Source organism: Rhodococcus sp. USK13, from assembly GCF_018343855.1.
Taxonomy (GTDB): Bacteria; Actinomycetota; Actinomycetes; order Mycobacteriales; family Mycobacteriaceae; genus Rhodococcus_F; species Rhodococcus_F oxybenzonivorans.
In genome coordinates, this window is the sequence record NZ_CP069242.1 from 2,509,346 (window position 1) to 2,522,748 (window position 13,403).

The 13,403-nt window shown below is 66.3% G+C and carries 11 protein-coding genes; 4 read left to right on the forward strand and 7 right to left on the reverse strand.

Translation table 11 applies throughout. The features are described 5' to 3' along the window. Positions 1-158 precede the first annotated feature (158 nt). Entirely contained in the window at positions 159-740 is a 582-nt protein-coding gene (locus JQT59_RS14255) for a haloacid dehalogenase type II (protein WP_249354431.1), read from the forward strand. 435 nt (positions 741-1,175) lie between these two features. On the opposite strand, the gene JQT59_RS14260 is transcribed toward JQT59_RS14255, so the two are convergent. Further along, positions 1,176-2,171: a LysR family transcriptional regulator gene (locus JQT59_RS14260; RefSeq protein ID WP_213576679.1), complete on the reverse strand. Its 996-nt coding sequence runs from the start codon at positions 2,169-2,171 to the stop codon at positions 1,176-1,178. Positions 2,172-2,241: 70 nt separating this feature from the next. On the opposite strand from JQT59_RS14260, the gene dapA reads away from it, so the two are divergent. Together dapA and JQT59_RS14270 are read left to right on the forward strand one after the other, a co-directional pair. After that, the gene (dapA, locus tag JQT59_RS14265) at positions 2,242-3,138 is read left to right on the forward strand and encodes a 4-hydroxy-tetrahydrodipicolinate synthase (protein WP_213576680.1); all 897 of its coding nucleotides are present in this window, start codon (positions 2,242-2,244) and stop codon (positions 3,136-3,138) included. A 241-nt stretch (positions 3,139-3,379) separates the two neighbouring features. Continuing rightward, on the forward strand, positions 3,380-4,408 hold the full coding sequence (locus JQT59_RS14270; RefSeq protein ID WP_213576681.1) for a helix-turn-helix domain-containing protein: 1,029 nt from the start codon (positions 3,380-3,382) through the stop codon (positions 4,406-4,408). 358 nt (positions 4,409-4,766) lie between these two features. On the opposite strand, the gene JQT59_RS14275 is transcribed toward JQT59_RS14270, so the two are convergent. Further along, positions 4,767-5,597: a sulfurtransferase gene (locus JQT59_RS14275; protein ID WP_213577745.1), complete on the reverse strand. Its 831-nt coding sequence runs from the start codon at positions 5,595-5,597 to the stop codon at positions 4,767-4,769. Between the two features lie 106 nt (positions 5,598-5,703). Here JQT59_RS14275 and JQT59_RS14280 point away from each other — a divergent pair, with 106 nt between their 5' ends. Continuing rightward, positions 5,704-6,786: a beta-mannosidase gene (locus JQT59_RS14280; RefSeq protein ID WP_213576682.1), complete on the forward strand. Its 1,083-nt coding sequence runs from the start codon at positions 5,704-5,706 to the stop codon at positions 6,784-6,786. A gap of 5 nt (positions 6,787-6,791) precedes the next feature. On the opposite strand, the gene JQT59_RS14285 is transcribed toward JQT59_RS14280, so the two are convergent. The 5 genes from JQT59_RS14285 to JQT59_RS14300 are packed head-to-tail and all read right to left on the reverse strand — an operon-like array spanning position 6,792 to position 13,381. Then, entirely contained in the window at positions 6,792-8,429 is a 1,638-nt protein-coding gene (locus JQT59_RS14285; RefSeq protein WP_213576683.1) for an ArnT family glycosyltransferase, read from the reverse strand. Continuing rightward, positions 8,426-9,934, reverse strand: a complete 1,509-nt coding sequence (locus tag JQT59_RS14290) for a glycosyltransferase (RefSeq protein ID WP_213576684.1) — start codon at positions 9,932-9,934, stop codon at positions 8,426-8,428. The genes JQT59_RS14285 and JQT59_RS14290 overlap by 4 nt, the downstream gene beginning before the upstream one ends. Further along, the gene (locus JQT59_RS37015) at positions 9,928-10,467 is read right to left on the reverse strand and encodes a hypothetical protein (protein ID WP_249354433.1); all 540 of its coding nucleotides are present in this window, start codon (positions 10,465-10,467) and stop codon (positions 9,928-9,930) included. The genes JQT59_RS14290 and JQT59_RS37015 overlap by 7 nt, the downstream gene beginning before the upstream one ends. After that, positions 10,464-11,399, reverse strand: a complete 936-nt coding sequence (locus JQT59_RS37020) for a hypothetical protein (protein ID WP_249354435.1) — start codon at positions 11,397-11,399, stop codon at positions 10,464-10,466. The genes JQT59_RS37015 and JQT59_RS37020 overlap by 4 nt, the downstream gene beginning before the upstream one ends. Beyond that, entirely contained in the window at positions 11,396-13,381 is a 1,986-nt protein-coding gene (locus tag JQT59_RS14300) for a hypothetical protein (protein ID WP_213576685.1), read from the reverse strand. The genes JQT59_RS37020 and JQT59_RS14300 overlap by 4 nt, the downstream gene beginning before the upstream one ends. Positions 13,382-13,403: the final 22 nt, after the last annotated feature.

Genomic DNA, 13,403 nt, shown 5'->3' on the forward strand with positions numbered 1-13,403 from the left:
TGCCGGAAACGCAATGGCACGACGAGCGACCCCGGCATTTCGCGCTGCCGAGTCTATCGCAGGTAATGAGGGTCGACCGTCTGTGATGAGTTATCCAGACCTCGTGCAACTCCACAGTCGCCCGAGTGTCCGAGCGTTGACTGGTTGACGACGGCAACGTGCCCGTCGGCGATATCGTACGAGGCTGGCGCCGCGACTACTTCTCCCGTGTCGCAGCCCTCCACCAGTCCGTAGCTCGATGGCGCCCGGTGCAGGACGCCTATACGGAGGGGCTGGCAGCGGTATGCACGGAACTCGGTGTCCCCATCCCGACCGCCCACCACCGGGAACTGGCCGAGGCGTGGAAAAGGCTTACGCCATGGCCCGACGTTGCCGACGGTCTGCGCAGAATCCGGCGTGAGGCAATCGTGGCCAGCTTGTCGAACACCGACATGTCGACCATGGTCCACCTGTTCAAAACCGAACGGCTCGAGTGGGATGCCGTTCTCACGGCCGAGGTGTTCGGGGCATTCAAGCCCGAACCCCTTGTATACGAGCGAACATGCCGATACCTCGGCGTGGAACCGGCACGGGCGGCGATGGTCGCTTCCCACCCGTACGACCTCAGGGCCGCACGTAAGGTAGGCATGAACACCGTCTTCGTCTACAGGCCACAAGAATTCGGGCGAATCGAGGACGCCGTCGACGACAACGACCGAGAGTTCGACCATCGGATCGACGACATTCGCAACCTTCCCTGACCACAATTCGTGAATTATTCGTCGCAGGTGATGGCCGCGACCGGCTCGAAGTCCGACGGCACCGTTCCGGGCGCGGCGCCGGCGTCTGCATCAATTCGGCCGGTGGAGTGAGGCCCCACAACTCACTGCCTCGCGGCATTCGACAGACCGCTGTGTCCACGATGTCGGCGGGATCGCGCTCAGGGCTGGCCCGCGGACCAGACTGCAACCGCCTACCAATGCCATCATTACGACCACTGCTGTAAGCAGGCGGCGTCGGTCACATATTGTGCACGCTACCTTCGACGCACTTCGCGGCCCGGCATCGGACCGGAGCCCAACTTAGACGTCACCTCCGCCAGTCGCGATCGGGCTCCGGTCATCGATGGACAAACGACGTTTCCGAAACATCACGCCTGGCCTTACGGCCGCGTCGCGGCGTGGCCTGTCTGCCCCTCACCGATACCGATCGGGACGGGGACGTCTGATGGCATGGCCAGCCTGCAAGCCCTCGGTGGTGATCTCACCACCGCGATGTGCACTCCCTCGACCATTGGCGGTGCCGTGGAAGGACTGCGCCGCACGCTGTAGTTCGCCGGTCACGGCCGTGAACGCCGGCCGGGACCGGCTTCCGTGCCGGTAGGCGATCCGGGTTCGCCGGCCGATCGGAAGCGCGGTCAGCACTACCCCGGCCGGGACGTCGGTTGCCCCGAGCTCGGGAACCAACGCCACACCGGCTCCCGCGGCAACGAGCCGCAGGACGGTCGCGAAGTCGTCGACCCGGTGGGCTATGTGCGGTTCGAAACCCTGGGACTGGCAGGTCCGCACGGCCATGGTGTGACACAGCGTGCCGGGGTTGCCGACGATCCAACGACTTTCGGCGTGGCTGCGGACCACTGCCATGCCGTCCGCCACCGAGCCTTCGGGTGAGGCCAGGTACACGGCTTCGTCGAGCAGCGGCTCGATCTCGATGCCCGGGCCCATGGTGGAGGGGACGTTGTCATATTCGTGCACGAGTGCGATGTCCAGCTGTCCTCCGCGAAGAAGGTCCGGCACATTGGCGGGGTCGACCTCGGTCACCGTCAGCTCCACGCCTTGTCCGGCACGGTCGATGTCAGACATCGCGGGGAGCACGATCGTGCATAGGGCGGTCGAAAATGCACCCAAGCGAACCGTTGCCGGCAAACCGGCCCCACTGTCGGCGAGCGCGGCTTCGGCTCGTTCCACGTCGGCGAGAATCACCTCGATGTGCTCGACGAGTACCTCCCCGGCCGGTGTCAGGGTGACCCGACGGCCGGTGCGCGAGAGCAGGGCCCGGCCCGCCTCACGTTCAAGAGCGCCGAGCTGTTGCGACACCGCGGAAGGCGTGTACGCGACTGCTTCTGCGACTGCAGCGATGGTGCCTCGGTGGGCGAGCTCCCGGAGAAGTCTGAGCTTACGAAGATCGAGCATAAGATGAGCTTACGGCGAACCTCAAGAATAGTAACTGGATCTTCATGATCAGGGTGGTGAGACTGGGCCCATGACCTTCCGTCCGTCAGGAATCTTCGTCCCCCTCATCACACCCTTTACCGACAATGGCGCACTCGGTGTCGGCGACCTCGAACGACTTGCCCGCACCGTGATCGAAGAGGGTGCCGCCGGGATCGTCGCGTTGGGGACCACGGCGGAGGCGGCCACGCTGAGCACGCAGGAACGCGGCGAGGTCGTTGAGATCTGCAGCAGGGTGTGCCGCGAGCACAAAGTTCCGCTGCTGGTCGGGGCAGGCTCGAACGACACGGCCGGCACCGTTCGCGCCCTCGACGAACTCCACAGTGAGGCCGATGTCGCCGGCGCACTGGTGGTGGTCCCGTACTACACCCGCCCGTCCGAGGCAGGGGTGGTGGCGCATTTCGAGTACGTCGCCGAGCGCAGCCCACTCCCGCTGATTCTGTACAACGTTCCCTACCGCACCGGCCAATACCTGGGCTTCGAATCCCTTGTACGCCTGTCCGCCCATCCGCAGATCGTCGGCATCAAGCAGGCGGTCGGCGCGGTGGACACCGACACCGCGCGACTACTCGCGGAACCATCGGATGCGTTCTCCGTTCTCGCGGGGGAAGACGCATTGGTCTCGCCGCTCCTGGCGATGGGTGCAGAGGGAGCGATCCTCGCGACCGCAAATGTGTGCGCACGCGAATTCGTCGACCTGTTCCAGCTGTGGCGCAGCGGGGACACCCCGCAAGCACGAGATTTGGGAAACCAGCTCGTCGGCCCCGCGTGCGCCCTCATGGCTGATCCCAATCCCACCGTGATCAAGGCCGTTCTCCATGCCCAGGGCCGCATATCCACTCCGACTGTCCGGCTGCCGTTGCTACCCGCTAGGTCCTCTGCGATCAGAGAGGCACTCCAACACATTCCGCTGAGGCCACGCAGATAGCCAAAAGCTCGCGCACCGTCTCGGCCACACCGGGGGAACGGTCACCTCATGTTCGACCGCGCCGGCCAGTGCTTCGATCAGCGCCTGGTGGACCTGACCGGTCTCTGGTCTACCGGTCGTCGACGACACCGTCGTTGCCCAGCAGGCCCGATACCACTACTGACCGAGAACGGTCTACACCTGGCGGATCGCCGAGTACAGCGGCGCGGCCGGACGATCGGACCTCGGCTACACCGAGATCGTGTTCACGCTGCCCGAAAAATCGCTCCGACAGGCCACCACCACCGCACTTGCGGTGCTCCATACCTACACCTGGACGGTGCGATCGCTGCGGGTGCTGACCACCGAGGACTACGACCGCGAAGTCGACACGAGCGAGACCGCCTTGCTGTCGGTGCAGGAAACAGCGCACAGGCTCGGCATGACCCGCCAGCGCGTACAGCAGATGATCGCCGCCCACGAGCTGCCCGCAATCAAGATCGGCAGCACCTGGGCGATCCGCGCAGCTCACGTCGCACAGGCAACGGCGAAGAGCACCACCATCGCACGGGCGAAGGCGGTCAAGAAGACTGAGTCCGCCCGACGTGGGACAGTGGCAAGCGTGCGGCCACGGCACGGAAGGCGCCGGCCACCGCAACCGCGAGGAAGCACCAGTTGTCGTGAGGTGTCGCTGACCTGGAAATCCTGGCGTCCAGGGCGGCACCCCAGAAGTCACAACAGAGAGGCAAGACCTTTGCACACCAATGATGTTTCGGTGCCCGCCGTGCAGTACACCTGGACCGCCCAACGCGGAGACGTGAGCCGGTTCTCCCGGCTCGCCCTGTGGCGATTTCTCCGTCGCCCGAGAATTGTGCTCTTTTTCGCCATGATGGTGGTGGCAATGGCGGTGGCCCTGTGGGGTGGTGAAGCTGAACTGACCGGATTCTTTGCGGGGATTGTTATCGCGCTGCCACTGGCTGTATTCGTTGTGGTCATGCGTGCGCAACGGACAATGGTGGGGCCGGGAGCGCGGTGGGCCAGCGGCATCAACTCCTTCGGAATGCTCTTGGAAGACCCTGTCGCCCAGATAGTCATCGGGCACGGCTCGATCGCCAAGATCGAGGTCGACCATGGGTTGGTGTATCTCTACGTTCGTGGCGGCATGGGACGTGCGGCGTGCATCCCCGAGGCGTTGTGCCCGCCCGAGGCACGCGCCTACCTGCTGTCGATGACTGCTGCCCCTTCGCGCAGCGCACGAGAAGCAAATTCCGCGCACGAATCGCACGAATAGACGAAAAGTTACGAATGGTCGCCGCCGGAGGCGCCGAACGCCTTCTGACGGCGATCGGCTCGGATCGGCGTCCTGAACCCGCGAACGGGATTCTTCGCCGTGGGGGCATCGCTGGGGCAGCGGAACCATGCTTGGTCGCCGGCTCTACCCGATCGAGGATTCGGTGGCAGGGCGTGCAGGGGGTTAACTCGTTCAGCACAGAAAAAAGACATCCCAGGAGCTGGGTGTCAAGCAGCGGCCTTCTCGATGTGATGCGACCACGCGGTGGATCGGACATCGACTGCACGCCGACGCCGGACTCGACATCGATCCCGGAACAGTTCCACGCCTACCCTGCGCACGACACGGAGTCGGTCGGCTAGCGTTCGGGCCCGGTGGCCACTGGACGGTCGGGGTCGTTCGACCACTGCGACCACGACCCCGGATACAGCGCCGCATCTACACCGGCGAGGGCCAGTGCCGCGATCTGATGGGCGGCGTTCACCCCGGAACCGCAGTAAACGCCCACAGGTGCGCCTTGTTCCGCTCCCACTGCGGCGAATCGATTTCGCAGCACGTCGACGGATGCGAATCGTCCGTCGGCAGTCAGATTCTGGGCGGTGGGAGCGCTGATCGCGCCGGGGATATGACCGGCTCGCGGGTCGACGGGTTCGGTCTCGCCGGTGTAGCGTTCGGCCGCCCGGGCGTCGAGCAGCACGCCGTCGACGGCGAGAGCGGCGGCCTCGTCGGCCGTCAATGTCGGGAGATGTCCCGCCTCGAGCACCACGTCACCGGGTGCGTGCGGGTGTTCATCTCCGGAGCGGGTTGGATTGCCGGACTCCGTCCATGCGCGGAGACCGCCGTCGAGCAACGCGACCTCGGTGAGACCGGCCCATCGGAGCAACCACCACGCGCGCGCCGCCGCGAGGTTGCCCGTGTCGTCGTACGCCACGACGGCACTCCCGGCGCAGATACCCCAACGGCGCGCCGCATCCTGGAGCGCGCCGACCGAGGGGAGTGGGTGGCGACCGTCTGCCGGTATCGCGGGGCCGGCGAGTTCAGTGTCGAGGTCGACGAACACGGCACCGGGCACGTGCGCCTCGAGATAGTGCCGGCGGCCTTCGGTGTCACCGAGTGCCCATCGAACGTCGAGGAGCACCGGCGGTGCGTCACCGGTCATCGCCTTCTTCAGTTCGTCCACGGTCACCACAGGTCGCATCATTTGTCCCCTTCCGGTCGGTCCACTGATGTCCGGACCACTGTGACACGTCACCGAGCGGTGTACGAGAGCAGAAGCGGCTGGCATCCTCGGATGAATGACGAGACGACGGTGGGCGGCCCTCATCCTGGTCGTTCTCTTCGGGGTCGGCGCCTGCGACGCGGGGACGTCCGAACGAACCGAAACGCCGACGGCCCGGGTGCAGGCCACCGCGGACGGGCTGACGCTCGACGGCTCCCCGTGGTGGCCGGCCGGTCTCAACGCGTATCAACTGGCGACCGATTGGTCGGTCAATCGTGGGTGCGGCGCCGAGGTCGACACCGACTCGTTCTTCGCGAGCCTGCCCGACGCCTCGCTCACCCGGTTCAACGCCTTCCAATGGCTCGCGATCGACAAGAAGACCGGTGCACTCGACTTCACCGGAATCGACGCCGTGTTCCGGGCCGCCGAGGCACACCGACAACTGCTGATTCCGGTCCTGGCCGCCCAGGACGGCGCGTGCGGTGACGAGATTTTCAAGACCAGCAACTGGTATGCCGGCGACTGGAAGACCGTCGCGCCGGGCTCGGTGATGAGTTATCAGGACTGGGTGACGACGGCTGTCGGCAGATGGCGGGACTCGCCGTCGCTGGCGATGTGGGAATTGATCGGTGAGCCGGAACCACTGCTGCCGGACCGCTCGTGCACGCCGCAGGCAGCGAGGTTGTTGCGCGCGTTCGTCGACGAGGTCGGCGGCAGTGTCCGCGCGCTCGACGCCGAGCACCCGATCACCCTCGGGACGATCGGCGGTGGCCAATGTGGCACGGCGGGGGAAGATTACGCGTATGTCGGGGCCTCGGAGGCACTCGATGTCCTGCAATACCACGACTACGGCGCCGACGGAGTACCGCTGCCGGGCGACCGCTACAACGGCCTGGCGGTGCATCTTCAGCAGGCACGCGGTCTCGGTAAGCCGCTTCTCGTTGCGGAGATCGGTCAAAGCGCGCGGGCCGGTTGCGGTTCCGTGGGGGATCGAGCGCGCGACGTCGCGAACAAGCTGGACGGGCAGCGCGAGGCCGGTACTGCCGGAGCGTTGTTGTGGGCGTTCGTCCCCGACCCCCGCCCCGCCGAATGCACCTACGACATCGGCCCCGACGACCCGCTCCGGCGGGTGCTCCGCGAGCGCAACGGCATCCGCTGACGTGACTACAGCACCCGGTACAGCCGCCACGTCGGCTGGTCTTGCCCGTCGTTGGGCACCTCGAGTTCGAGGGTCGCGATGTCTGCGCCGGTCTCGTACAGCGTCGGGTAGCGACGGTTGACGGCATCCGATTCGCCGCGACCGCTGTTGGGTACCGCCAGGAGGAATTGCACGCCATGCTCGGCGGGACGGTTCAGCACCGAGGTGAAGTCCTGATCGGATGGGATCACGAAGGTGCGGGGACGTTCGGTCGCGGTGTACACCGCGAAGCCGTAGACCGTATCCATCAGGACCGAGCCCTCGGGCAGCGCCAAAGCATCGAGGTATCGGGCCAGTTCACGCTCGGTGCTGAAGGAGGCCAAAATGCGCCGTTCCGTCTCGCGGCGGTCCGAGGTGTCGGTGCTCGACGGGAACACGACGGACCGTAGCGCGTACTGCTGACTCGACAGCGTGGGTGAGAGCATCGACGCCCCGGTGACTGCGGGCGTGAGGACGACGAGTGCTGCGGCGAGGGCGGCCGGAACGGTTGGGGCGCCGGCGAACCGGGCGCGGACGAAACCGGAAGGGCCGCGGCGCCGTTCGACCAGCGGGTCCCCGGCGGGTACCAGTTGCAGCGCGAGCACGGCCATCAACGGCAACGCGCACAGGTAGAAGCGGAGAAAGGGGAAGGTCATACCGTGTGCGTAGCTGTAGGTGGCGAAGCCGAGGACGGAGGTCAGGACCACCACCGCCGCCAGCGTTTCGAGATCACGACGACGCCACGCCAGGGCGGCCGCGATCGGGACGAGCAGCGGGAGGGCGGGCCCGAGCACGAGACTCTCGGCGGCCGAGAAGAGCACCGCGTCCACGGTGTCGGTGGAGCCGCCACCGCTCTGAGCAAGGATGCTCGCGTTGCCGTAGGTGGACGAGAACTGTTGCAACGCCTGGCCGGTGATCAACCAGCTGACGGTGGCCCAGACGAAGAAGGCCATGGCGGTGGGTAACCCGACGAGAACGGCGTCGAGAAGGGCGGGCCGCATCTGTGCACGGCGGTTGCGCCACCCGCGGCGCAGCACAGTGACGGCGAAGACGAAGACGGTTACGGCCAGCCCGGCGGCCAAGGCGTCGTATCGTGCGAGGTAAGCGAGGCCCAGCGCGAATCCCGCGGCAAGAAGATCGTGGATGTCGTCGGTGGTGCACCAGCGAATGAGCCGCCGCGTGGCCCAGCACATCATGGCCAGGAACGATGCCTCGCTCATCCCGTTGCCCCCGTAGAAGACGATCATGGGGTTGAGCGCGAACACGGCGGTGACGGTCCAGATCAGCCAGACCGGGCAGCCGCGGTCCGCACCGATCTTGTAGATCTGCACCACCGCGCCGGCCATGAACGGCGCCGACATCAGCACCCCTGTTACCGCCCACGAGGTGAGGCCCGGCCACCAGTGGCTCAGCAGGACGGCGGGTAACTGCACGAGTGCGGTGAGTGGAGTGAACACGAACCCGATGGCCGCCAGATGCGGGTCGCGGCTGAACCACACGCTGCGCGCGGCCGACACCCGGCTGAGCGCATCACCGAGGACGAAACCCTGCCCCACGGTGAGATACAGGCCGACACCGAGATAGAGCGCGGTACACCCCCAGAACAACCAGCGCGTCGGCCTCAAGAAGCGTCCCCCGCCCCGGACCCCGTCGAACCGGATGTGTTCGGCGCACTGAGACCGTGGAACGTCTTCTCCCAGTACGACGGGTTGCGCACCAACTGGTAGGTGCCCTTGAGGGCGGCGACGCTCATCATCACCCAGTACAGCGGTGTGGTGAGTGCGGCCACGAGTAACGCCGAGTTGTGTGTCTCGCGGCAGGCGATCAGATTCATGTACAGCACGGCCGCATTGCCGAAGACGAGCGAGATCAGCGCCGGAAAATACACGTAGGCGGGGAAGATCTGCTGAATCACAGACGGCTGCCCCAGGATCCACGCGAGACTGGTCAACCAGAACACCATGTTGAGGCAGGCGATGAGCGGAGTGCCGGCCATGAGGGTGGTGAACCGGAAGAACCCGACCGGGCCGAGTCCGCGCCACAACCCGATCGGACGGCGCATGTGAACCAGCCAGGTCTGCAGATACCCCTTGTACCAGCGGGACCGCTGCCGCACCCAGTTGATGGGGTCGCTGTTGGCCTCTTCGAGAGTGGTGGAGTCCAGTACGGCGGTGCGATAGCCCGATTCGGCGATGCGCACACCTAGGTCGGCGTCCTCGGTGACGTTGAACGGGTCCCAGGAGCCGATCTCGTCGAGCACGCTGCGACGCAGATGATTCGACGTCCCACCGAGCGGAATGGGGGCGTTGCTGCGCATCAGTCCGGGAAGGATGAACCCGAACCACAGGGCGTAGTCCGCGGTGAACCAGGCGGTGAGCAGGTTCTGGGTTCCGTTGTGGAACGCCAGTTTGGCCTGCACGCAGGCGGTATCGTCGGGCAGTCGGTCGAAGGCGACGACCACTCGCCGCAGTTGCAGCGGATCGGGGTGGTCCTCGGCGTCGAAGATCGTGATGATCTCGCCGGTGGAGAAGTGCAGCCCGTAGTTACACGCCTTCGGTTTGGTTCGCGGGTCGGCCGGCGGCACGAGGAGGATCGTGACCACATCGCCGACGCGTGCTGCTCTGGCCGCTTCGATGGTGACGTCGTCGTCCTCCTCGAGCAGCAACAGAACCTGGAGTTTGTCGCGAGGATATTTCAGCGCGCCCATCGCTCCGATGAGGTCGGCCACCACTTCCGGTTCGTCGTACGCCGGCACCAGAATCGTATAGGGCGGCAGTTGCTCGTCCGGGACGGCGAGCGCTTCGTCGTCGCTGACGGAGACGATGGTGCTGCCGTCGAGCCCGCGGCTGAACAGCAGCAGGCGATCGATCATCGTCCCCACATAGCCGAGGGTGCACAGCAGGGTGAGAACGATCAGCGTGGGTGTCAGAAAGAACGCGGCAGAAAGGATCGTCAGGGCCGCTAGCGCCAGCAGCGTGTTGCGCTGCCACGGGTAGAACGCCACCGATGCCGACGAGAGCGGATGCTTCTCCCGCAGCCCGTTCACGGCATCGTGCAGGGCCGCCGCCCGAAACTCGGCGTCGGAGTGAACGTTGTCGTCCAGGGCGTACGCATTTTCCCGGGTCACCATTGCTGCTCCCTCACGATTTCCCCCGCCAAGGTCACCAGCATGTCGCGGTCCTTGTATTCCGGCTCGGTGTCGGACACCGCGTTCTGTCCGCGGAGCAGCACGGCCAGCGTATTGGCACCGTTGGTCGCCATGGACGGCGCCGGTTCGGGGAACTGCGCGTCGGGCTCGTGGTTGTCGACGCTGACGAGAGTGATGCGCTGGGTCAGCTCCGGGCTCCGCACCCACACGAAATTGAGGTTGCTCCAGGTGAGCAGGAGGTCGTCGTCGACGATGGTGTACATCTCCGCCACGACACCCCGCCCGATGTCGATCGCGACCTTGGGGCTGACCCGCGCGTTTTCGAGTTCGTACATGGTCTGGCTGGGATACACCTCCAGTGTGCTGGGCCTGCGGACCGAGAGCACGTCGACCTGGACGGTGCGGTTGCGATTCTGGGTATCCCACGCGGGGTTCGGCTCGGTGGTGCGGATGGTCTGGCGGGTGAGTTCCGAAGTGACACCGAAGTATCGACGGGGCCACGAATATTCGGTCACCGCGCGTTGCTCCCATCCGCCGGGAACGAGAATTTGCGCGGCGGCGGCCGGCGGTGGGCCGGGGAGACGGGGGTGAGGTTCTGGTCCGGAAGCGGGGGGATGAACATCACGAGCGCCACTGCGAAGACGGCGACCGTCGTCAACCCGCTCGTCGGTGTCGTGGGACGCCGCACCGGCCGGTCGAGCGGTGTCATCGGGCCACCGCGCCGCGTGTACACGTAGAACGCGATCCCGACGAGAATGGCACTGCCCAAGGCCGGACCGAGCTGGACGAGGAACAGCGGTGCGGTCGGGAAGCGCTGCACCGTGAAGTAGAGGGCGATCGTGCCGAGGAGAACGGAGGCGGCGAAGCCGGCGACCGCCCGCCGGTTGCTGCGGTTGACGGCGATGGCCGCGGCCCCGGAAGCGAGAACCACCATGATGATCCCGAACGCGAATCGATTGCCTCCGAGCAGGACCCCGAGCGTGCGGTAGGGAAGGGGAAACAGCCCGATCCCCAGTAACCACACAGGCCAGAAGCGGCTGACCGACCGCAGTCCGAACACCAGGACCGCGGCACTGAACAGGAACACCCACGCCGCCACCACGTCGAGGTGCATCAATTGGTAGTTCTCCGCGTACCGGGGCATCAGCAGCATGCGAATACCCAGCGACACGAGCAGGCCGATGCCGCCCACGATCTTGTCGGTCTGACGGTCGTGGATCGGCAACTCGTTGTTCCGTCGTAACGAAATTCCGATGGCCGCGGTGATGCACAGGAAGGGCACGACGAAGACATAACCGATGGCCGTGCCCTCGGCCGCGCTGAACCAGACGTCTTGCCAGGTCTTCCAGAATCCGAGGACCGTGGCCGCGCCGATCAGGATCCAGCGGACGCCCAGGCGCCAGGATGCGTCGAACGCGGGATGTCGAGTGACCATGGGAGTCGTCACCGCGGAGCCGTGCGCGAGTGGCGAGACCGCAGGAGCGCCACCACGGCCACCACGACGCCCGCCAGGAAGAGCGCCCCGCCTACCGCAAGTACCCACACCAGGGCCGCGGATATCCCCGACGAGGTGGAACTGCTGCCGCTCTCAGGCACGGACAGTTCGACGGGGTCCCGGTCGGCGGCCGTGAACAGGACGTCGCCGTCGAGGCCGGCCCATCGGTCAGGTGAGCTACGCAGCCACTCGAGCGTGCGGTCGAGTTCCCCCGGCACACCTGTGGAGCCGGCGACGACCAGCTGCCGTTTCCCGTCGAACGATGTTTGCAGCGAAGCGAAGTCGATGGGTGCCCCCAGGGTGACCGCCGCGGATTCGTCGGTCGACGGGTCCGTGAGCTCGAGCGTGGTGTCTTCGGTGCGTTCGAGTGGTAGCCGCACACTGTCGGGCAGAGCGCCGTCGGCCGCGATGAGAATGGCGGGCTCAGCGGACTCGATCGCCTCGTCCAGGGACACCCAGCGGGGGTCGAGTTGGATGGTGGTCAACGACTGCAGTCCTGTGACGACGGCTACCGCGCGGGCAGTGTCGTCGAACCCACCGACCGTGCCGGCGACGTCGACGCCCGGCAGCAATGACTGCGGCAGAGCTTGGAAGCCCGTCGGGTTCGGCACTTTCGACGGTTCGCTGGTGACCTCGCTGTCGGGGTCGATGGTGAGGGTTACGGGTTGCTCTGTGCCACAGTGGTTGGTGGCGCCCGTGGTGTTCAAGGCGACGATGAGGGTGGTGACCCGGCGCAGGGCGTCGTCGGGGACGTCGATCCAGCGATCGATGACTCCACCGGGTTCGGCCGCCCAGCTGTCGAGCATGTAATCGCCCGCGGTCACCGACAGGAGTCCGCTTCGGTCCTCGGGCAGTGGGGTGTAGGAGCCTTGCAGGTTGACCCGCAACGATCCCGACGCCCGGCCGAGTCGGCTCTGATCCACGCCCACGGCCACCTCTGCCCGCCCGCTGGAGGTGGCGACGAGGTTCGTTTGGCCGAGATTCCGCAAGGTGGTGGAGGTGGGAGCAAGTATCGGCGGACGGTCCATCGACCCGGCGATGGCGCGGGCATCGACGGCCACCGCAGCGACCTTGCTGGTGACCAGTCGAACCTGATCCTGCAGGGTGGCGTCGTCTCCGTTGAGACGTAAGGCCGAACCGCCACCGGGCAGGGGAACCAATTCTGTTGAGGGCTCGCCGCTCTCCCGGATGATCACCGACCGCTCGAACGGGCCGCCGGAGGCAGGCAGCAATGGAAGGCCCTCCGGTAGTTTTCGGACGTCGACGCGTACTGGTTGGGCACCGTAGTAGGCGACGACCGCCCCGGCGAGGTCGAGGGCGGCGGCGCTCTCGGTCTCGGTGGGGTCGCCCGGGATGTAGAGGACGAGCTGCTGCAGAACCGGCGGCAGGAAATCGGCCACCACGGCCGGATCCGTGGGTGCGCCGCTGTAGCGGACCGTGACGTCCCGCAGGGTGAGGCCGCGGCTCGACCAGGCCTCGGGGCAGAAGTTGTCGATCGGGATGAGCGTGCTGCGCAGGGTGACCGCCACGGCCTGATCCGTGACCTCGGCGCCGGTGAGCGGCACGGATACCGGCGCGGTGGCAGCGGGAGCACCGGGAAGATCCACCCGGGCCAGCGACCGGTCTGCCGATTCGACGTCGATCCAGGCACGTCCCAGGTTGCCCGGAAGATCGGCCACCGCCTCGAGCGATGTGGGGGTGAGACCCTGAGGGACGGGCACCGTGACGGTGACCGCGTCCTGATTGCCCTGGAACGGAACGGCGTCACCGAAACCCAGTGCACGGGAACCGAGAGTGACCGACTCCGCGGGTGCGGGCTGGTCCAGCGGGTCCTGCGCGTGCGCAACCGGCATCGGCAGGAGGACGAGTCCGCACGCGCCCAGTACAGCAACGAGTCGGGCAACACGCGGTCGTGCGGACACTGCGACGGGCATCGGCGACTCTTTCGGTGCAGGA